The sequence below is a fragment of the Formosa sp. Hel1_33_131 genome, from assembly GCF_001735745.1.
Taxonomy (GTDB): domain Bacteria; phylum Bacteroidota; class Bacteroidia; order Flavobacteriales; family Flavobacteriaceae; genus Hel1-33-131.
Map to the genome: position 1 here is coordinate 2,009,183 of NZ_CP017260.1, position 19,149 is coordinate 2,028,331.

Annotated in this window: 20 protein-coding genes; 8 read left to right on the forward strand and 12 right to left on the reverse strand. The window is 37.9% G+C overall.

Annotation, left to right across the window (positions count from 1 at the left end; all coding sequences use genetic code 11):
* Positions 1-14: 14 nt before the first annotated feature.
* The 5 genes from FORMB_RS09250 to FORMB_RS09270 all read right to left on the reverse strand — a co-directional run bounded on the left by FORMB_RS09250 (position 15) and on the right by FORMB_RS09270 (position 6,028).
* A complete protein-coding gene (locus FORMB_RS09250; protein ID WP_069677178.1) occupies positions 15-896 on the reverse strand; it encodes a cbb3-type cytochrome c oxidase N-terminal domain-containing protein in 882 nt (293 codons plus the stop codon).
* On the reverse strand, positions 893-1,090 hold the full coding sequence (locus FORMB_RS09255; protein ID WP_069677179.1) for a CcoQ/FixQ family Cbb3-type cytochrome c oxidase assembly chaperone: 198 nt from the start codon (positions 1,088-1,090) through the stop codon (positions 893-895). The genes FORMB_RS09250 and FORMB_RS09255 overlap by 4 nt, the downstream gene beginning before the upstream one ends.
* A gap of 3 nt (positions 1,091-1,093) precedes the next feature.
* Positions 1,094-3,298 carry a cytochrome-c oxidase, cbb3-type subunit I gene (gene ccoN, locus FORMB_RS09260; protein ID WP_069677180.1) on the reverse strand — a complete coding sequence of 735 codons (2,205 nt, stop codon included), beginning with the start codon at positions 3,296-3,298 and terminating at the stop codon, positions 1,094-1,096.
* Between the two features lie 2 nt (positions 3,299-3,300).
* Positions 3,301-3,510: a cbb3-type cytochrome oxidase assembly protein CcoS gene (gene ccoS, locus FORMB_RS09265; RefSeq protein WP_069677181.1), complete on the reverse strand. Its 210-nt coding sequence runs from the start codon at positions 3,508-3,510 to the stop codon at positions 3,301-3,303.
* 97 nt (positions 3,511-3,607) lie between these two features.
* The gene (locus FORMB_RS09270) at positions 3,608-6,028 is read right to left on the reverse strand and encodes a heavy metal translocating P-type ATPase (protein WP_069677182.1); all 2,421 of its coding nucleotides are present in this window, start codon (positions 6,026-6,028) and stop codon (positions 3,608-3,610) included.
* A 173-nt stretch (positions 6,029-6,201) separates the two neighbouring features.
* On the opposite strand from FORMB_RS09270, the gene FORMB_RS09275 reads away from it, so the two are divergent.
* Together FORMB_RS09275 and FORMB_RS09280 are read left to right on the forward strand one after the other, a co-directional pair.
* Positions 6,202-6,903 (forward strand): Crp/Fnr family transcriptional regulator, encoded by a 702-nt coding sequence (locus FORMB_RS09275; RefSeq protein WP_069677183.1) that lies wholly within the window; start codon positions 6,202-6,204, stop codon positions 6,901-6,903.
* A 28-nt stretch (positions 6,904-6,931) separates the two neighbouring features.
* Positions 6,932-7,459 (forward strand): adenine phosphoribosyltransferase, encoded by a 528-nt coding sequence (locus FORMB_RS09280; protein ID WP_069677184.1) that lies wholly within the window; start codon positions 6,932-6,934, stop codon positions 7,457-7,459.
* Here the strand turns inward: FORMB_RS09280 and FORMB_RS09285 are convergent.
* On the reverse strand, positions 7,456-7,611 hold the full coding sequence (locus FORMB_RS09285) for an SsrA-binding protein (protein ID WP_069677185.1): 156 nt from the start codon (positions 7,609-7,611) through the stop codon (positions 7,456-7,458). The genes FORMB_RS09280 and FORMB_RS09285 overlap by 4 nt on opposite strands.
* A gap of 81 nt (positions 7,612-7,692) precedes the next feature.
* Here FORMB_RS09285 and FORMB_RS09290 point away from each other — a divergent pair, with 81 nt between their 5' ends.
* Together FORMB_RS09290 and FORMB_RS09295 are read left to right on the forward strand one after the other, a co-directional pair.
* The gene (locus FORMB_RS09290) at positions 7,693-8,628 is read left to right on the forward strand and encodes a calcium/sodium antiporter (protein WP_069677186.1); all 936 of its coding nucleotides are present in this window, start codon (positions 7,693-7,695) and stop codon (positions 8,626-8,628) included.
* A gap of 44 nt (positions 8,629-8,672) precedes the next feature.
* Entirely contained in the window at positions 8,673-8,864 is a 192-nt protein-coding gene (locus tag FORMB_RS09295; RefSeq protein WP_069677187.1) for a hypothetical protein, read from the forward strand.
* A 36-nt stretch (positions 8,865-8,900) separates the two neighbouring features.
* Here FORMB_RS09295 and FORMB_RS09300 read toward each other — a convergent pair whose 3' ends face one another.
* The 3 genes from FORMB_RS09300 to FORMB_RS09310 all read right to left on the reverse strand — a co-directional run bounded on the left by FORMB_RS09300 (position 8,901) and on the right by FORMB_RS09310 (position 11,348).
* Complete coding sequence (locus FORMB_RS09300; RefSeq protein WP_069677188.1) at positions 8,901-9,773, reverse strand: hypothetical protein; 873 nt, start codon at positions 9,771-9,773, stop codon at positions 8,901-8,903.
* Positions 9,774-9,927: 154 nt separating this feature from the next.
* Complete coding sequence (locus FORMB_RS09305) at positions 9,928-10,674, reverse strand: uroporphyrinogen-III synthase (RefSeq protein WP_069677189.1); 747 nt, start codon at positions 10,672-10,674, stop codon at positions 9,928-9,930.
* Between the two features lie 32 nt (positions 10,675-10,706).
* Positions 10,707-11,348 (reverse strand): DUF4271 domain-containing protein, encoded by a 642-nt coding sequence (locus tag FORMB_RS09310; protein WP_069677190.1) that lies wholly within the window; start codon positions 11,346-11,348, stop codon positions 10,707-10,709.
* Between the two features lie 75 nt (positions 11,349-11,423).
* Here FORMB_RS09310 and FORMB_RS09315 point away from each other — a divergent pair, with 75 nt between their 5' ends.
* Genes FORMB_RS09315 through FORMB_RS09325 form a run of 3 tightly spaced genes read left to right on the forward strand, consistent with a single transcriptional unit; the run spans position 11,424 to position 13,978 of the window.
* Positions 11,424-12,149 carry a polyprenol monophosphomannose synthase gene (locus FORMB_RS09315; RefSeq protein ID WP_069677191.1) on the forward strand — a complete coding sequence of 242 codons (726 nt, stop codon included), beginning with the start codon at positions 11,424-11,426 and terminating at the stop codon, positions 12,147-12,149.
* On the forward strand, positions 12,150-13,496 hold the full coding sequence (locus tag FORMB_RS09320) for a dihydroorotase (protein WP_069677192.1): 1,347 nt from the start codon (positions 12,150-12,152) through the stop codon (positions 13,494-13,496).
* Positions 13,493-13,978 (forward strand): DUF4296 domain-containing protein, encoded by a 486-nt coding sequence (locus FORMB_RS09325; protein WP_069677193.1) that lies wholly within the window; start codon positions 13,493-13,495, stop codon positions 13,976-13,978. The genes FORMB_RS09320 and FORMB_RS09325 overlap by 4 nt, the downstream gene beginning before the upstream one ends.
* On the opposite strand, the gene FORMB_RS09330 is transcribed toward FORMB_RS09325, so the two are convergent.
* Positions 13,920-14,930, reverse strand: coding sequence for an NAD-dependent epimerase/dehydratase family protein (locus FORMB_RS09330; RefSeq protein ID WP_069677194.1), 1,011 nt, complete (start codon positions 14,928-14,930; stop codon positions 13,920-13,922). The genes FORMB_RS09325 and FORMB_RS09330 overlap by 59 nt on opposite strands.
* Positions 14,931-15,004: 74 nt before the next feature.
* On the opposite strand from FORMB_RS09330, the gene tyrS reads away from it, so the two are divergent.
* Entirely contained in the window at positions 15,005-16,300 is a 1,296-nt protein-coding gene (gene tyrS / locus FORMB_RS09335) for a tyrosine--tRNA ligase (protein ID WP_069677195.1), read from the forward strand.
* On the opposite strand, the gene FORMB_RS09340 is transcribed toward tyrS, so the two are convergent.
* Entirely contained in the window at positions 16,297-17,277 is a 981-nt protein-coding gene (locus tag FORMB_RS09340; protein WP_197493459.1) for a LuxE/PaaK family acyltransferase, read from the reverse strand. The genes tyrS and FORMB_RS09340 overlap by 4 nt on opposite strands.
* Before the next feature lie 87 nt (positions 17,278-17,364).
* Complete coding sequence (locus tag FORMB_RS09345) at positions 17,365-19,077, reverse strand: T9SS type A sorting domain-containing protein (protein ID WP_069677196.1); 1,713 nt, start codon at positions 19,075-19,077, stop codon at positions 17,365-17,367.
* Between the last annotated feature and the right edge of the window lie 72 nt (positions 19,078-19,149).

The window sequence follows — 19,149 nt, forward strand, 5'->3', positions numbered from 1 at the left end:
ATCATTGATTTTCCTCACTCTGGATCCACCCATAATTCGCCTTCAGCGTCTTTAGGTTCGGCAGGCGTGGTTCCTTGAAAACTCAATACATAACTGGCTACTTGCGCTCTTTCCAAAGGTTTTAATTCGTTTTTCCAAGCAATCATTCCTTTTCCACTTCGGCCTCCTTCTGAAATGGTATTAAAAATGTTTTTAATACCGCCTCCTAATATCCAGTGTTCATCGGCTAGGTTAGAGCCAATTCCGCCACCGCCATCTGCTTTGTGACACACCGCACAGTTCGTTGTAAAAATAGTTTTACCCGCTTTTAAATCTCCACTTTCTGTGAGCAGGGTGACGGTACTTGCATCCACTAGATTTTTAGCAGTTTTTTTCCATTTTTCAACTTCTATTTTTGCGTCAGCAACCGCAATTTCGTATTCTTCAATTTGATTGTAATCGTTCAATACTTCAAAACGTACGAGATACACAACGGCAAATAAAATAGTGCCATAAAAACCATAGACCCACCACGGCGGTAATTTGTTGTCCAATTCTCGGATGCCATCGTAGTTGTGATCTAAAATAATTTCAAACTCTTCTTCGACGGCTTTGCTGCCTAAAGCAGCTTTGTATGTTTCTTTGAACCATGTGAATTGGTTTGCTTTTTTTAAGGCAGCTTTTTCGTCATATCTCTTTTTGGCTTCGGGTGATAGCGTTTGGTATAGAATCCTTTGCAAAGCACCCACACATATTTCTCCTGCAATATGCACAAAAATGATAAACCCATAGATCCCCCACAGCCAAGGTTGTTCAATAAAGGAAGAGGTTTCATCGGTAGTGCCAATCCAGTTCAAAAATAGAAATCCAATGAGGGCGACTCCAAAAACCCTTAAAAATGATGCGGTTGTTTTCATAACAGTGATTGATTTGGGTTGATAGTATCGTCATTTAAAGGGAGGTTACTCACTTCTTCAATATGTGCTTTATTTGCGGTAGCCACCCACCAGAATAGCACCACAAAAAAAATGAAGAATATAAGTAATGAAATCATGGGGTAAATTTGTACGCCATCAATGTTCTCTAGGTTTCCTTTTACATATTTTAACATAGCTTATTTATTTAAATCTATTAGGGATGTAGCACCCGTTTGTATTTTTATATCGGTTCCAAGACGTTGCAAATATGCTATCAATGCGACCACTTCACGGTTGCGCATTTCAATAAAATCTTCATCATTTTGTTGTGCATATTTCTTGTCCGCTTCATAGGTTTTTGCAAAATCGGGATCGTTGTATAAATTTCGCTCTATTTCAGTGCCTTGTTCTAGCATCCATTGTTGAGCCCCTTCTATTTCTTCTTCTGTATATGGAACCCCAAGTGAGACCATCGCTTCCATTTTCGCTTCCGTATCGCTTTTATCTAATTCACTATTAATAAGCCATTTATAAGCGGGCATAATAGAACCTGATGAGGTCGTTTGTGGGTCGTAGAAATGGTTCAAATGCCAGTTGTCACTGTATTTCCCACCGATACGTAAGAGGTCAGGCCCCGTCCGTTTGCTTCCCCAAAGAAAGGGGTGGTCGTACACAAACTCGCCCGCTTTGGCATATTCGCCATAGCGTTCGACTTCACTTCTGAAAGGACGTACCATTTGAGAGTGACAGCCCACACAACCCTCTCGGATATAAATATCTCGACCTTCTAACTCTAAAGGTGTATAAGGTTTAACACTCGAAATTACAGGGATGTAATCATCCACAATTAAGGAAGGTATGATTTGTACTACCCCACCAATGAGAATGGCGATGGTTGCAAAAATGGTTAATTTCACAGGGCGTCTTTCCAACCAAGTGTGGTACGCTTCTTTTGAAGTTCGCTTCTTCGTGACTTTTTGAAGTGATGCTGCTTCGGCAAGTTCATCGGTGACTTTAGAGCCTGCTCTAGCGGTTTTTATAATATTGTAAACACCTATTAACGCGCCTACAATAAACATGGTACCGCCAATAGCTCGCATCCAATACATTGGAATGATTTCCGTGACTGTTTCTAAAAAATTACCATACGTAAGCGTTCCATCTGGATTGAATTGTTTCCACATAGAAGCCTGAATAAATCCTGCCACATACATTGGTAAAGCGTACATAATAATTCCTAACGTCCCGATCCAAAAATGCCAGTTCGCAAGTTTGGTGGACCACAGTGTTGTTTTGAATAATTTGGGAACCATCCAATAAACCATTCCAAATATTAAGAAGCCGTTCCATGCCAATGCTCCCACATGAACGTGTGCAATCACCCAATCGCTAAAGTGCGCAATAGCGTTTACATTTTTAAGAGAGAGCATCGGCCCTTCAAAAGTGGCCATTCCATAGCCAGTGATGGCAACCACCATAAATTTTAAAACAGGATCGGTACGGACTTTGTCCCACGCCCCTCGCAAGGTGAGGAGTCCATTAATCATCCCACCCCAAGACGGCGCAATTAGCATGATTGAAAAAGCAACCCCAAGGTTTTGTGCCCAATCGGGTAGGGTAGAATAGAGAAGGTGATGGGGTCCTGCCCATATATAAATGAATATTAAGGACCAGAAGTGAACGATGGATAATTTATAGGAATATACAGGTCTGTTGGCAGCCTTCGGTACAAAATAATACATCAATCCAAGAAATGGGGTGGTTAAAAAGAATGCCACCGCATTGTGTCCATACCACCATTGTACCAACGCATCTTGTACGCCCGCATACATCGAATAACTTTTGAGCGCACTGACAGGAATCTCCATACTGTTAACGATGTGTAATACGGCAACCGTTACAAAGGTTCCTAAATAAAACCAGATAGCAACGTACAAGTGTCGCTGTCTTCTTTTTAAAATTGTTCCTATTAAATTGGCACCAAAAGCCACCCAAATTAATGCAATCGCAATGTCAAAGGGCCATTCTAATTCTGCATATTCTTTGGAAGTTGTATAGCCTAACGGCAGTGTAATTGCTGCGCCGACGATAATGGCTTGCCATCCCCAAAAATTTAAATTGCTTAACCAGTCTTTCCACATTCGGGCTTTAAGCAAACGTTGGGAAGAATAATAGACGCCCGCAAAAATGGCGTTTCCAACAAATGCGAAAATCACGGCGTTGGTATGTAAGGGACGCAAACGTCCAAAACTCAGCCATGATATGCCATCTGTGAGATTGGGAAATAAAAACATAAAGGCCAAAAGAAGCCCAATACTCATCCCTACAATGCCCCAGAGCATGGTGGCGATGATAAATTTACTTACAATCTTGTTGTCGTAATAAAATTTCTGTAATTCCATAGTTACTTTAGTTGGTCAGTCATTAGTGTTTGTTCGTTGGTTTTGGGAGCGATTTGAGGCTTTTCTTTGATGACTTCATCTTCAAAAAGCATGCGCACAGAGGGGGTGTAAGTGTCGTCATACTGACCGCTTTTTACCGATATGATAAAGGCGACAAAAAAGAGGAGGGCGACAATCACACTTATTGCTAGAAGTAAATAAATAATACTCATAGTTGTTTTAAATTAGGATGCGAAATTACCATTGATGATTTTTTTAAAAGATGACTTTTGTCAGCTTTGGTATTTATTTATAAAATAGTTTCAAATGTCATTCGTTTGTGTTTCGATTAAATTTCCTTCCAAGGCTGTATGTGTAAATGGTGGTAAATAGGACAATACTTATGGAACTTAAAGGCATCAGAATAGCGGCAACAATCGGTTCTAGATGTCCTGAAACCGCAAAGCCCAAGCCGATAAGGTTGTAGCACAATGAGAAAATAAAGGCATACATAATGACCTTTTTTCCTTTTCGGGACAGTGTGATAAATGCTGGAATGTCTTTAAAGCGAGTGGCCTCTAAAATACCGTCACAAGCAGGTGAAAATACATTGATATTTTCTGAAATTACCAGCCCAACATCGCTTTGCGCAAGTGCACCCGCGTCATTTAAACCATCACCAACCATCAGTACATTTTGGCCCTTTGCTTGCAGTGCTTTTATATAATTGAGTTTATCGATTGGTTTCTGATTGAAAACAAGATCAGTATGTGGAGGAAGTATCTCATTTAAATGGTTTTTTTCGCCTTCATTATCTCCAGAAAGTACCGCAAGTTTACAGTTTTTCGCCAGTGATTGAAACACGTTTTGCATGCCTTTGCGATAGTCGTTATAGAAAATATAGCAACCTTTATAAGTATCGTTTGTACTGATATGTACGGTGGTTTGATTTTGTGTTGCTTGATTACATTCAGATTGGTCACTCGCCACAAACGCATAGGAACCAACTTTGATTTTATTTTGATCGAGAACTCCAATAATTCCTTGTCCGATTTCTTCCTGAAAATCATCGAGGGTGTGAATGTTATGTTCCAGAAGTAAATGGTATAAGGAGCGACTCAAAGGATGGTTGGAGGCACGAAGGGTGGAGGTCAGTAAGGACTGCTCTTCTTCTGTAAGTTCGATGCCTTCATAGGTAATTACATTTTTATAGTTTGTAGTAAGTGTGCCTGTTTTGTCAAAGACAACGGTGTCAACATTCGCAAGTTGTTCAATCACACCACTGTTTTTGACGTAACATTTATGGGTTCCAAAAATGCGTAACAGATTTCCAAGTGTAAAAGGAGCTGCAAGTGCAATGGCACAAGGGCAGGCAACAATGAGTACGGCCGTAAAAACAGTCAGTGCTAGTGAAGGGTTGTAAATCAACCAAAAGAGAGTTGCTAAAAGAGCAATACTCAGAATGCTTATCGTAAACCGTTTGCTTATTTGATTTGTGAAGGTTTGAAAACTACTTTTGCCGTTTTTACTAAAAATTTCATTGGACCACAGTTGGGTGAGATAACTTTGTTCAACAGATTTTAAGACGTCCATTTCGATCACGCCACTTTGCTGTCGTCCGCCAGCAAATAAGTGTTCTCCGGGTTGTTTAGAAACCAGGTCAGCCTCGCCGGTAACAAAGCTGTAATCTATTAAAACAGTTCCCCTAATTAAGACGCCATCCACAGGAATCAATTCGTTATTTCTAATGATGATTCTATCGCCCGCCACTAAATCATAAACTTGTGCTTGCTCTTCTTGAGAACCTTTGTGATCTTTAGAAGTATTGTTTTTTGTCAATCGGGTGACCGCAATCGGAAAGTAAGATTTGTAATCCCTTTCGAAAGAGAGAAAGGCATAGGTTTTTTGTTGAAAAAACTTACCCAACAATAAGAAAAACACCAATCCAGCCATACTGTCCAAAAATCCAGAACCCCAGTTCATTGTAATCTCAACAGCTGAGCGTATGAAAAGCACCAAAATACCGATGGCAATAGGAACGTCGATATTTAAGAGTTTAGAGCGGATACTTTTGTAGGCCGAAACTAAATAATCACTCCCTGAATAGAATGCGACAGGAATTGAAAATATTAAAATCAGCCATCTAAACACAGGTTTATAGCGGTCCAACCAAAACTCGGATACTTCAAAATATTCAGGAAACGACAAAAACATAATGTTCCCAAACGCAAAACCAGCGGCCCCTAATTTATAAATAAGACTCCGATTGATGGCAGGTGTTTTGGCGTCGGAATCGTTTAGGGATATATTAGGTTCGTAGCCAATTTTACAGAGTATAAGAACAAGTTGGTGAAGCGTTAATTTTTCTGAGTCGAAGCTAACCCGAACCTTTTTCTTAGGAAAATTTACTTGTGTGGTTTTTATATCAGGGTTTAATTTATTTAAATTTTCGAGGATCCAAATACAAGAACTGCAGTGGATGGATGGAATGACAAACGAGACTATTTTTGTAGAGAGCTCGTCAAACTCTAGAAGCTTTTTAGCAATTGTTTCATTTTTCAGATAATCAAACTTGCCATCAAATTTTGAGGGAATACTTCCTGGTGATGTTTCCAATTCGTAATAATACGACAGGTCGTTTTCGTTTAAAATATCAAAAACGGTTTTGCAGCCATAACAACAAAAACAATGGTCTTGATGCATGATGGCAGTGATTGTACATTCATCGCCGCAATGGAAACACACATCCATAGGATATCTAAGTTAGGTTATAAATTCATTTACAAATATGTAGATAAGCATCTTTAAAAAAGATGACTTTAGTCACCCTTTTATATTTGAAGACCCTCCCTGTAAATTCTATTTATTTTAAAAATTTAACACTTTTTTCTTCCAAATTATATTAATAATGTTACTTTTATTACATGGAAAACTATAAAGATGACCGATGTGAGAATTGCCTAGTAAGGCAATTAAACGCGCAGAAGTCTCTTAATAAGGATCAATTAAAGCGTATTTCAGACAGTAAAATTTCTAAGTCCATAAAAAAAGGAGAGGCTATATTTGAGGAAGGTGAAAAGCTAAATGGTGTTTTTTGTGTTCGTAATGGCGTGTCCAAGCTTTCTAAAATGAGCGATAATGGAAAAGACACCATCATCAAAATAGCTACTCGTGGGGAGGTCTTAGGACAACGCTCCGTTATTACAGAAGAAAAAACGAATCTAAGTGCTTTTGCTGTCAACGATATGGAAGTCTGCTTTATTCCTAAAGTTCATCTACTGGAAAGTATTAATGACAATCCTGGTTTTGCAAAAGCAATCCTTCTTCAAATGGCAAAAGACCTTAAGTTTGCGGATAATGTGATTGTCAATATTGCTCAAAAAACCGTCAAACAGCGTTTGGCTGAGGCGATACTATACCTTGATGAAAATTTTGGAGTCGATGCTAATGGCTTTATCGCAATGACACTGACTAGAGAGGATATTGCAAATATTGTAGGAACCGCCAAAGAAACCTGTATTCGAACATTGACGAGCTTCAAAAAACAAGGATGGATTTTTACAGAAGGTAAACGCATTAAAATAGAAGACCATAATGCGCTTTTGAAACTCGCAGAAAATAGATAGATATTAAAATTCAACACTCACTTCATTAATGAAAGACCACACACAAGATTTAAAATCATACATCACGGATGTTCCCGATTTTCCGAAAAAGGGAATTATATTTAAAGACATCACTTCGTTACTCGAAAGTCCAGAAGGCGTAAGTCTCTGCCTAGAGTCGCTTCTGTCGGAGCTAAAAAATAAACAAATAGACAAAGTTGTGGCTATTGAAGCACGCGGTTTTTTCTTTGGAATGCTGTTAGCTCAGTCCCTAAACGTGCCGTTTGTGCCCGTTCGAAAACCAGGGAAATTGCCTCGTAAAGTGATTACTCAATCTTTTGATTTAGAATATGGGTCGGATGTATTGGAACTGCATGAGGATGCGATACAATCGGGAGATAAAATTTTAATTCATGATGACGTCTTCGCCACTGGAGGCACTGCTGAAGCGGTGTGTAAAATGGTAGAATCTTTAGGCGGTCAGATTGTTCAATGTAATTTTATCATGAAACTTGATTTTCTTGAAGGCTCTAAAAAAATAGGAGCTTACCCTGTCTTTGCTGCGATGCGTTATTAATCCAACGCTTTTTTGGTCACATACAGCCGCCAACCAAATAACGCCATTTGTAATTTTGTTGCTTTGCTAAGATCAATTCGTTTTTTAGTCAAACTTGGAAGGATCCATTTATTGACTTTTGCGAGGGTTTTAAAAACTGCTTTTGAATTCATACTCCAAAAATAGAAATTCTTCTTCTAATTTTACACAAATTTCATATCTTAGATTTATCTTCGTAAAAAATAAATAAACGTATGGATGTTGTTTGGATGCTGTTTGGATTTGGTCTTCTGGTTATAGGGGGTGAATTTTTGGTACGTGCATCTGTTGCCTTGTCGTTTAAGCTCAATATTTCTAAAATGGTGATTGGACTCACCGTCGTATCTTTCGCCACCTCGCTTCCAGAACTTCTAGTCAGTTTAAACGCCGCCTTAAATGAGTCCCCATCTATTGCGATTAATAATGTTATTGGTTCCAATATTGCCAATATTGGATTGGTTCTTGGAATTACCGCTTTGATAGGAACGATTTATGTGGATAAAACATTTTATAAAATCAACTGGCCTGCACTGATGGTTTTTTCGTTTGCTTTTTATTATTTCTTAAGTAACGACCTAAAATTAGACGCCGTTGAAGGCGCAGTTTTGTTTCTTAGTTTACTTCTTTTTATTGCCTATTCGCTTAAAAGATCAGAAGGAATTGAAGCCGATGATTCTATGGATGCCTTGACGATGATCTCTAATTTCAAAATCGTAATATGGTTAATTATTGGTGGTGTTGCCTTGTATTTTGGCGCCAAATGGTTGGTTGACGGTGCTGTTGTGATCGCTCAAAAAATAGGAGTGAGTGAGGCGGTAATTTCGGTCTCCGTCATTGCGGTCGGCACGAGTATTCCTGAACTTGCAGCTTCTGTGATTGCCGTGCTTCGAAAAGAAAAAGCAATTTCTTTAGGGAATTTAATAGGCTCTAATATTTTTAATATTGGTTCTGTTCTTGGACTGACAGCGATGATCAAACCGATAGTAGTTGAAGATGCTGAAATTCTTTCAAGAGATATTATTTGGATGCTCGTATTTGCCGGGCTTTTATTCCCATTAGCATTGATTTTTAAAGGGCATGAAATTAAAAAAATAGAAGGGTTTTTACTGGTCTTTCTGTATGGTGTTTTTATTTATGCCGTATTTTCTTAAGCTTAAAATTAATTTAATAAAACAATAATTTAAAATAAAATACTATGAATACTTATGAATGTAAAGAATGTGGAATGGCTGTCAAAGCGAGCTGTGGAAACTGTGATGTACCTTTAGAAAACGGAATGATTGATCTTCCAGATGGTTCACAAGTTCAAGTGTCTAAATGTCCAAAGTGTGAGGGTAAAATCAAGTCGCCAATGTGTTGTGGTGCGGATATGAGTTGTAATCTTTAATGACAAGTAGATTTTAATAAAATCACTTAGAAAAGATTAATTAATCATATAACTACTTAATTCTTCTGTACTCGTTGTGGTTGATGAAGTTGCAACTGTGCCCGTTGCACCTAATTGTTGGATCAGTAAAATGACTTCATTACTCAGCTGAAATCCTTGTGTGCTTTCAGTACGAAGAAGACCAATATCGCCGCCATAATAATAACGAACGGTTAAAACATCTTGAGGTTGGATAACGTTGATGGTTTGGCTCGTTCCAAAAATTATAACTGTACCTGTGACTGATATGTTAAGTTTTAAGGTCGCCTCATACACATTTGTGTACGTCATGCCATTCACGGAGGTCGTTGGGTAGAAATTCTCTTTTTTAGTGGTTAAGGAATAACTTATTTCAATCGGAACCATGGTGCCTTGGATGTCAATAATTTCAGAAAAACTATTTGACATATCGGATAGGACTTCCCCGTCAGAAGCGTCTAAGTCTAAAATCGTCAGGTCATTAATTGCAGGCATTTGAGTGAGAGGAATGTCAAGAGGAATATCTAATGTTCCCGTGTATTTTAAGGTAGTTGCGGTTTTAGACAAACTTCCGTTGACTAAAAGAGTATTCATTGTACCAAGTGCAGCCATGCCACTGTTTGCTTGGTATGTAAAAGAACTCGCCGTTGAGGTTGCTATATATAAAGAATCCGTTCCTGTGAAATTCATTGCAGGAGTGTCAGCACTCGTGCTTTCCACGTCATAAATCCAATAATCTCCTAGTGTGGTTGGCGTATAATTTAAAGGATCTGGGTCTGGATCAGGATCTGTCACTTCGATGTCTGGATCTTCACCTTCGTCGTAGGTTTCATTTGAACAACTAAAAATACTTAATACAAATAAAAATAAAATAGGTTTTAGAGGGCTCATAACGCTTTGAATTTGATGTAAATATAGAAAAAAAATCAAAACAAGAAATCTTAAAAAAAATCTTCTGCTATTTTAAATTGATATAATGAATACTTCTTAAAAACAAAAAACCCACTCGTAGAGCAGGTTTTTAAAAATTGTAAGGATAAAGAATTTATTTTTTATTAACGTTTTGAATGTATTTATTCAAGGCCATTGTCATTGAAGGCATTTCGGTAGTTGGTGCAGAAATATCCACACGAAGGCCTTTATTTTCAACCGCTTTTACGGTCGTATTGCCAAACACAGCGATTCGCGTATCATTTTGTTTGAAGTTTGGAAAGTTGTGAAATAAAGAATCAATTCCAGAAGGACTGAAAAACACCAAGATGTCATAATACACATCTGCTAAATCAGATAAATCACTGATGACGGTATTATAAAACACGGCTTGTTTCCACTTCACTCCAAGTTCGTTCAGCATTATTGGAACGATCGGTTTTAGTTTATCAGAAGAGGGTAATAAAAATTTCTCTTCTTTGTATTTTTTGATGAGTGGAGAAAGGTCCTGAAAATTACGTGTACCAACATAAATTTTACGCTTACGATACACTACATATTTTTGTAAATAAAAAGCAACTGCTTCCGATTGGCAGAAATATTTCATGCTATCTGGCACTTTAAAACGCATTTCTTCAGCAACTCTAAAGAAATGATCTATAGCATTTCTGCTCGTCATAATGATTGCAGTATAACTTGAAAAATCAACTTTTTGTAATCGCACTTCTTTAGCTGTGACCCCTTCCACATGAATAAAGGGACGGAAATCAATTTTTACTTTTTGCCTGTCTTGCAAATCGAAGTAAGGAGAGTTTTCTACTTTTGGTTCGGGTTGAGACACCAAAATTGTTTTTACTTTCATAGATCAATTACTCTAAAAGGTTAATTTATATCTTACGAAAATAGCTTACACAATAGTATGTATGGCCCAATTTCGAGAGTGCAAAGATACAAAATAAAATAAAATAAATTATTGATAAGTAGTTTTTGATGCGTTTTAATCGATTTTATCAATCCTATCAATAGAATTAACCCAGAAATCACCAATATCAGGACTAACAATGTGTGGTTGTTTGGGACTCCAAATATTAATAAGGAATTGAGAGGAAGTAACACAACCCCCAAAAAGTTTAAAAAACTAATTTGTTGAAATACATAACTATGAAACAATTTTGGAATGTTAAATAAATAACCAATTCCTAATTCTAACAAAATCTTGAGCAGTGCTCCAGCTCCTAGTATGCCTGCGAGTTTTAGAAACAGTAGGGCGTCTATTTCTAGATTCTGTACGAAATGCCTGTAGGTAAGTATCCCGATAAGCGAACCGTTGATGCAGAAATTTATAAACAATACGATGTCAAAAGGATCCAAAAACTTATGATCCTTGAAATAGATTCTCAAATAATTGGAGTTCCCAAAGAGTCTTAAAAAGTCTGTAAATCGATTGAAATTTAAAAGCTTAGCACTTACAATAATAGCAAGACTAAATACAATAATTGTAGTATATAAATCGTTAAATAGAACCTCTCTAAGCATACACAAATCTATGAAGAATATTTATAAAAAGAGTCCGCTAAAAATATCTTACTTTTGCTAAAATTTTTCTACTGAATGCAAGACGCCATTGTCATCATACCTACCTATAACGAAATTGAAAATATTGAGGGCATCCTAGCGGCTGTGTTTTCTCAATATAAAGAGGTTCATGTGTTGGTTGTAGATGATAATTCACCAGATCAAACGGCTCAAAAAGTAGAAGCGCTTCAAGGTACTTATGCTGACCGTCTTTTTTTACTAAAACGAAGTGGAAAACAGGGATTAGGCACTGCCTATATTGAAGGATTTAAATGGTGTTTGAGTCGTTCCTATGAATTTATTTTTGAGATGGATGCCGATTTTTCTCACAACCCTCAGGATCTTCAACGACTTTATGACGCCTGTAAGTTACAGAATGCAGATGTGGCTGTAGGGTCGCGTTACATCAAAGGGGTGAATGTTGTCAATTGGCCTTTAGCAAGAGTCTTACTTTCCTATGGTGCCTCACTCTATGTTCGCATTATTACAGGGATGAAAGTCCTCGATCCCACTGCAGGTTTTGTGTGTTACAAACGAAAGGTTCTTGAGACCATCGATTTGGAGGCTATAAAATTTATTGGTTACGCATTTCAAATTGAAATGAAATATACTGCGTACAAAAAAAACTTTAGTATCAAAGAAATCCCAATTATCTTTACCGACCGACGCTATGGAGTTTCTAAGCTGAACAAAGGCATCATAAAAGAAGCTATTCTAGGAGTCATCAAAATGCGATTAAAAACAATTTTAGGAACATCATAAATGCACAAAAAATCTATACTCATAAAAAATGCGCGTATTGTCAACGAAGGTGAGATCTTCGAGGGCGATGTGTTAATTGAGGATCAATATATCAAAGAAATTTCAAGCTCCATCAGTGTTAAAAACTCCAATATCACGGTTATTGATGCAGAAAATAATTATCTTATTCCAGGGGTTATTGACGATCAAGTACACTTTAGAGAGCCCGGTTTGACACACAAAGCCACGATTGAAACAGAATCCAGAGCAGCAATTGCAGGCGGGATCACCTCTTTTATTGAGATGCCAAACACCAATCCGCAAGCCACTACCATTGAGAAATTAGAAGACAAGTTTCAGATTGCTGCAAATACATCGTCTGCAAACTACTCATTTATGTTTGGTGGCACGAATGATAACTTGGACGAAATATTAAAAGTAGATCCGCTTAAAGTCGCAGGGCTTAAATTGTTCTTAGGATCCTCAACAGGGAATATGCTTGTTGACAATTCAGAAGTTTTAGAAAAAATATTTAAAAGCACCGACTTATTGATATCCGTTCATTGTGAGGACGAAGACACCATCAAAAAAAATACGGCTCTTTATTTGGAGCGCTATGGCGAAGACATTCCTATCAACTGTCATCCAGAAATTAGAAGTGCAGAAGCCTGTTATATTTCATCGTCAAAAGCGATTGCCTTGGCAAAAAAAACAGGGGCTCGCTTGCACGTGTTTCATCTTTCAACAGCAAAAGAAACGGCTTTGTTTTCAAACAAAAAACCACTAAAAGATAAAAAAATCACCGCTGAGGTTTGTGTACATCACCTGTGGTTTTCAGATGAAGATTATGACAAAAAAGGCACTTTTATCAAATGGAATCCTGCCGTAAAATCAGCCAACGATAGAGATGCATTGTGGAAAGCCCTTTTGAACGATAAAATTGATGTGATTGCATCCGATCATGCACCGCATACCCTTGAAGAAAAATCAAACACCTATACCAAAGCACCTTCTGGCGGGCCGCTTGTACAACATGCGCTAGTAGCCATGATGGAAGCCCATCACAACGGACGGATCTCGATTGAAAAAATGGTGGAGAAAATGTGCCATAATCCTGCAATATTATTTCAAATTGAAAAAAGAGGCTATATTAAAGAAGGGTATTTTGCCGATTTAGTACTTGTGAACCCAAACAATCCTTGGACAGTAACTAAAGATAATTGTCTATACAAATGTGGGTGGTCGCCTTTTGAAGGTTCAACCTTTAAGTCTCGTGTCACACACACCATCCTCAACGGGACGGTTGTGTATGAAAATGCAAATTTTACAAACCATAATGCAGCCATGCGTTTAACATTTAACAGATGAAAACAGTCCTTTTAGCAATCAGTATTTTGTTTTTTATGTCCTGTGAAAACTTAGATATGAAAAAACCGTCTAATTTGATTTCGGAAGATCAAATGGTTGAAATACTATATGATGTAGTGCTTATCAATTCTGCAAAAGGAGTGAATAAACAATTACTACAAAAGAACATCAATAACCCTCAAGCCTATGTTTATGAAAAACATAATATTGACAGTCTTCAGTTTGCAGAAAGCAACGCTTATTACACCTTTAAAAGTGATACTTATAAATCTATATATGAGAAGTTAGAGTTGAAACTAACAACTCAAAAAACGGAATACGAAGCGCTGCTTGAAGAGAAAAAACGTATTAAGGATTCCATTAGAGAGCGTAAGAAAACTAAAATTGACCCCTTGAATAGTGAGCGTCAAATGAAATTTGAATCTAAACTGAAACGTCCTTCGAAAAAATTTGACACACTTCAGAAACGACCGAAGAAATAGGATTAAATTTAAACTCGGTTTCAGACTCTAAAAATTTATTTGAACTGTAATAGCTTTTACTCCTTAAAGTTTTACTCAGATTTTTAGTAAGGAGTCTTTTTTTACCTCTTAATTTATGTTTCAACCAATCCAGTCGCCATGCGAAAGAGAGCATCCATTTACGCGCTATCTTTTTGGGAGGCGCTAGTTTGAAAGCGTTTGAAATTAATGTTGTGAAATCTAAAAAAGAAAGGTTCTCTGCAACCATAATATAACGTTCATTTTTGCGGTCGCTATTCATTAAAGAAACCATTCCTTTTATAACATCAGTGACACCCACATAGCCAGAAACGCCTTCTGTGACATAGCGAAGTCCCTTGTAAACACGCTTAAACAAACCACCACTTCCAGAACGAAAAAACCCAGGGCCTAAAATCACGCCAGGGTTCACAATCACACTTGGAACACCTTCTTGAATACCACGCCAAACTTCCATTTCAGCTTCATACTTTGTAATCGCATACACACTTTGATGGTCTTCTGGATTCCATGTCGTTTCTTCCGTTATTTTCACAGGATCATACCCCATCGTGGCGACAGAACTCACATAGCACAATTTCTGAATGCCGTTAATAACACTCAGATTTACAATGTTTGCGGTTCCTGAAATATTTGTTTCTCGTAATTTATAATAATCGTTTGGGTCAAATGAAATTAAGGCGGCACAATGGTACACATGCGTTACGCCTTTAAAAGCTTCAGCAAGTTTTGGAAGGTCATTTAAATCAGACTGGACCCACTCAATTCTATCAAACTGAGCATCAACAGAATCTGTGTAATAAGAGAAGATGTGCTTCACCTTTTCAATAGTTTTTTGGCTACGATAGAGGGCGCAAATCTTTTGTTGAGACTTTGTAAGTTCAAACAACAAATGACTTCCGACCAATCCTGTACCTCCCGTGACTAATATCATACCACTAAATTACTATTTTTTCTTTTCTCGTCGCTAATGAATCTGTTATCTTTGTCTTAATTAAATTTATTAGAATGGCCAGTAATTTTATTGAAGTCTTAGGTTGGAGAGGAATGATCCATGATGTTATGCCCGGAGCAGAAGAACATTTGTTAGAACAAATGAGAAGTGCTTATGTCGGTTTTGACCCCACTGCGGACTCTCTACACATAGGAAACCTTGTACCAATCATGCTGTTGGCGCACTACCAACAATGTGGACACAAGCCATTTGCCTTGGTTGGAGGAGCTACTGGAATGATTGGAGATCCTTCAGGGAAATCGACGGAACGAAATTTTCTAGACGAAAAAACACTGCGTCACAACCAAGAAGCCATAAAAAGTCAACTTGCTCATTTTTTAGATTTTGATAGCGGTGAAAAAAATGCCGCCGTCCTTGTCAATAATTACGACTGGATGAAAGACTTTTCATTTTTAGCTTTTATTAGAGATGTAGGAAAGCATATTACAGTCAACTACATGATGGCGAAAGATTCTGTGAAAAACAGAATTTCAGCAGAAAGTTCCGATGGGATGAGTTTTACAGAGTTCACCTATCAATTGGTACAAGGCTATGATTTCCTTCATTTATTTAAGGCACACGACTGTACCATTCAGATGGGCGGTAGCGACCAATGGGGAAATATTACCACAGGTACGGAACTCATCAGACGTGTAGGAAATGGAAAAGGATTTGCAATTACCTGTCCTTTGATCACAAAATCAGACGGTTCAAAATTTGGAAAAAGTGAAGGTGGAAATGTATGGTTAGATGCCAAACGAACTTCGCCTTATAAATTTTATCAATATTGGTTAAATTCCAGTGATGATGATGCCGAAAAATACATTAAAATATTTACGTTTTTAGAAGAAGAAGAGATTAAATCGCTCATTGAAGCACATAAAGAACAACCCCATTTAAGACAACTCCAAAAACGTTTGGCACAAGAAATCACTACGATGGTGCACAGTCAAGCTGATTTTGAAAATGCTGAAAAAGCCTCTACTATTTTATACAGTAAATCGTTTAAAGCAGACATTCAAACTTTGGATGAAGCCACTTTTTTAGATGTATTTGAAGGCGTTCCAACGGCGGATGTTTCAAAAACACTTTTAGAATCTGGTTTAGATATGATCGCTGCACTCTCCGCAGAAACAAATTTTTTAGCCTCCAATGGCGAAGCGCGTCGGGCATTAAAAGAAAATTCAATTTCGGTGAATAAAGAAAAAGTAGGAGAGGACTATAAGATTTCAAGTTCTGATTTGATTAACGATACCTATGTGATTATCAATCGTGGGAAACGCAGCACCTTTATCATTCGAGTGGTTTAAAGCACCATCAAATTACAGCCTCTAATGTCGGACTGATCAAAGCGACCTAAAATTTCAAAACTGCCATCGGGCTTCATTTTACCTAAATCTTGAGTGGCAATAAACGCACAGGAATTGATGTTAGCCAAGTCAACAATATTCACCCCACCTGATTTTCCAATTGGTTGAATGGTCAGTGCATCTTCTGGATCTCTTGTCAGAATTTTCATCCATGGTGGTGTGTCAAAAACACCATTTCCTTTAGAGTAGGCTTGCGACAACAACTCCGTCATTCCGTATTCGCTATGAATGCTGTCCACGCCAAATCCTTGTTTCAAAATTTCATGTAATTCCGATTTCACAAGTTCTTTTCGTTGGCCTTTCATACCACCCGTTTCCATGATGATGGTGTGTTTTAATTTGAATGAATGCGCTTCAATCAAATCTAATAACGCATAAGAAACCCCCATGAGCAAGGTTTTTTGACCTTTAGCTTCTAGGGCAATTAAGGTATTTTTCAGGGCTTCTAAATCGTGCAGATAAAATCCACTTTCAGGCTGTTTGGACTGTTCAATCATGTCATTAGCCATATAGACCAAAGACGAGCCTTCGCGCTCCAAATAAGAAGGTAACAGTGCTAATACAGTGTAGTTTTCAATGTTTCCATAAAACGATTTGAACCCACTTCTAAAACTTTGTTTGTAAACCTCCAAATCACTCACATGGTGTTTGCTCAACACACTCCCTGTGGTGCCACTGCTTGTAAACGTGGCTTCCGCTGCTTTGTTAGTGGATACAATGGTATGGGTTTTGAAAAATTCAATCGGTAAAAAGGGAATCTGTTCTACAGAGTTGACTTCACTTGGGTGTATATAAAGTAAATCACAAAACGAGCGATAGACCGAATTATGTTCAAATTGAAATTTGAACACGTCTAAAGCGATGGCTTTAAAATCGGCTTCGGATTGGATGTTGAAAATTGAATTGTTGATGTTCATGTACATTAATATTCCAAAACAAAAATAGCTAAAAATTAAAGAGCGTTACCATCGGGCAACGCTCTTTTAAATTATTTTAAAAATGAATTATTGAATAATCAATTTTTTGGTACTGCTTGTTTCATTTTGAGTTAGCTTTATAACGTACATCCCTTTGTTAAGCGTTGATACATTCAAGCGATCATTCACGACCAAAGCATTAAGGACTCGCTTTCCAAGGACATTAAACACTGTTGCTTGAATGGCTCCAGGGTTATTTGAAGTTATGTTTACAGAACTCCCTTTTGTGGGGTTTGGGTATAGGTTGAATTCATTTGTCTCGAATTTAGTTGATGCCAATGTTACTCCTGCAAAAGTCTCAGAGATTTTTAAGTTATCAATCAAAACACCCTCATTTGTACTGGAATCAGATTGTCTAAGTCCAAAGGAACTTATTGATGTACCTGGATCTGCAGCATCTTCCCCCAGTATAGACGTGTCTCCTTCAGAAGCGGCATCAATCCATAGCGTTGCAATATTAAGATCTTGGTCATATTTTACAATGATCCTATAGTCTGTATCAAAACTAAGATCGGTCGCCCAAACGGAATTTGCTGTATTGGCAACTGTTGCAATTCCAACAGAGAAATCACCTGTGCTGGATGGAGGAACAATATCCACTTTAGCTCTGAAGCTAGAGCCTTTCAATAGTGCAAAATACTCATTGTCTGCTCCCGATATTGGTGCCATTTGAAAAATGACAGAAAAATCAAATCCAAAATAAATTGTACCCGAAACAGCTATAATTGGCAGTACAACATCTTCACTTGGTGTCCCGTGTTGTACGACTGCTTTTCCAGAGTTCACCAAAAGGTCTCTAGCGGTACCTCCGCTCGTTTTCCAGCTACTGTTTCCAACAAGGCTTCCATCAATATACGTAAAGTTTTCTGAAATAGGTAAGGGGAGTGCGGGCACACAAACGGGTGAAGAGATACTAGAACTCAAATTACAGATAGCTCCGTCTTGAACGCTTAACACAATGTCCACCCCTTCACTGATGCCTGTGATTGTAATTGTTCCAGTTGCATCCGATGTTGGGTTCCCACTTGTCAAATCGACAGACCCAGCACTCGACATGACCGTATAGGAAGACGTTCCGCCTCCGATAAAAGCGACCTTAGCGGTATAGGAGTCAGTCCCTGAAGTGACAGCGTCGCAAGTGGTATTGATGCTTGTTAAATTTAAGTCACAAGTAGTAGCATTATTATCTTGTCTGAATGTGATATTCTTGACTTCATAAGTGCCATCCGGTTTTCTTTGAACAGATTGGGTAACGCTTGAAGCATTTTCTTTTTCGTTGTATTGAACACCTCCAATAACAGCCAATAAACCAGTGTCATCTGCGTCAGCGGTATCATATACAACACCACTCAATAAGTTTGCATTAGTTACTGCGGTTCCATTTGGGAAATCACTGGCATTCCCTGTATATATGGCGACGGCATCGGCACCGTTTTGAATCTTATTTGAAGTCCCTAAATCAATATCAGAAGCTGTAGCAAGAGCAGTGTTTGCTAGAATAAATAAGCCGTTAGCACCCGTAGATTTCCCATCCAAATCATAAGCGGCATAACTGGAGTCGTTACTTCCGTTGTATAAAACCACCACAAGACCGTCAAGGGCTGTGTTAGGAGTGTGTTTAATTTCAATAAACTCAGCAGTATCCGTCCCAGGAGTGTCAGTATCTACCTCGTTGATCACTTGTCCAAAAGACAGGGTCGTCATTATAAGTGATAAGATCAGGGTGTAGAACTGGTTCATGCGGATAGATTTTAAAAAGGATTTCCCGAAATTAAAAAATGATCCCAAATTCTCAAATTTTTTAATAATTCG

What these genes read in the sequence shown, in the direction of transcription:
- FORMB_RS09250 (WP_069677178.1), bottom strand. Translation starts at nt 896, where the DNA reads ATGAAAACAACCGCATCATTTTTAAGGGTTTTTGGAGTCGCCCTCATT.
- FORMB_RS09255 (WP_069677179.1), bottom strand. Translation starts at nt 1,090, where the DNA reads ATGTTAAAATATGTAAAAGGAAACCTAGAGAACATTGATGGCGTACAA.
- ccoN (WP_069677180.1), bottom strand. Translation starts at nt 3,298, where the DNA reads ATGGAATTACAGAAATTTTATTACGACAACAAGATTGTAAGTAAATTT.
- ccoS (WP_069677181.1), bottom strand. Translation starts at nt 3,510, where the DNA reads ATGAGTATTATTTATTTACTTCTAGCAATAAGTGTGATTGTCGCCCTC.
- FORMB_RS09270 (WP_069677182.1), bottom strand. Translation starts at nt 6,028, where the DNA reads ATGGATGTGTGTTTCCATTGCGGCGATGAATGTACAATCACTGCCATC.
- FORMB_RS09275 (WP_069677183.1), top strand. Translation starts at nt 6,202, where the DNA reads ATGGAAAACTATAAAGATGACCGATGTGAGAATTGCCTAGTAAGGCAA.
- FORMB_RS09280 (WP_069677184.1), top strand. Translation starts at nt 6,932, where the DNA reads ATGAAAGACCACACACAAGATTTAAAATCATACATCACGGATGTTCCC.
- FORMB_RS09285 (WP_069677185.1), bottom strand. Translation starts at nt 7,611, where the DNA reads ATGAATTCAAAAGCAGTTTTTAAAACCCTCGCAAAAGTCAATAAATGG.
- FORMB_RS09290 (WP_069677186.1), top strand. Translation starts at nt 7,693, where the DNA reads ATGGATGTTGTTTGGATGCTGTTTGGATTTGGTCTTCTGGTTATAGGG.
- FORMB_RS09295 (WP_069677187.1), top strand. Translation starts at nt 8,673, where the DNA reads ATGAATACTTATGAATGTAAAGAATGTGGAATGGCTGTCAAAGCGAGC.
- FORMB_RS09300 (WP_069677188.1), bottom strand. Translation starts at nt 9,773, where the DNA reads ATGAGCCCTCTAAAACCTATTTTATTTTTATTTGTATTAAGTATTTTT.
- FORMB_RS09305 (WP_069677189.1), bottom strand. Translation starts at nt 10,674, where the DNA reads ATGAAAGTAAAAACAATTTTGGTGTCTCAACCCGAACCAAAAGTAGAA.
- FORMB_RS09310 (WP_069677190.1), bottom strand. Translation starts at nt 11,348, where the DNA reads ATGCTTAGAGAGGTTCTATTTAACGATTTATATACTACAATTATTGTA.
- FORMB_RS09315 (WP_069677191.1), top strand. Translation starts at nt 11,424, where the DNA reads ATGCAAGACGCCATTGTCATCATACCTACCTATAACGAAATTGAAAAT.
- FORMB_RS09320 (WP_069677192.1), top strand. Translation starts at nt 12,150, where the DNA reads ATGCACAAAAAATCTATACTCATAAAAAATGCGCGTATTGTCAACGAA.
- FORMB_RS09325 (WP_069677193.1), top strand. Translation starts at nt 13,493, where the DNA reads ATGAAAACAGTCCTTTTAGCAATCAGTATTTTGTTTTTTATGTCCTGT.
- FORMB_RS09330 (WP_069677194.1), bottom strand. Translation starts at nt 14,930, where the DNA reads ATGATATTAGTCACGGGAGGTACAGGATTGGTCGGAAGTCATTTGTTG.
- tyrS (WP_069677195.1), top strand. Translation starts at nt 15,005, where the DNA reads ATGGCCAGTAATTTTATTGAAGTCTTAGGTTGGAGAGGAATGATCCAT.
- FORMB_RS09340 (WP_197493459.1), bottom strand. Translation starts at nt 17,277, where the DNA reads ATGAACATCAACAATTCAATTTTCAACATCCAATCCGAAGCCGATTTT.
- FORMB_RS09345 (WP_069677196.1), bottom strand. Translation starts at nt 19,077, where the DNA reads ATGAACCAGTTCTACACCCTGATCTTATCACTTATAATGACGACCCTG.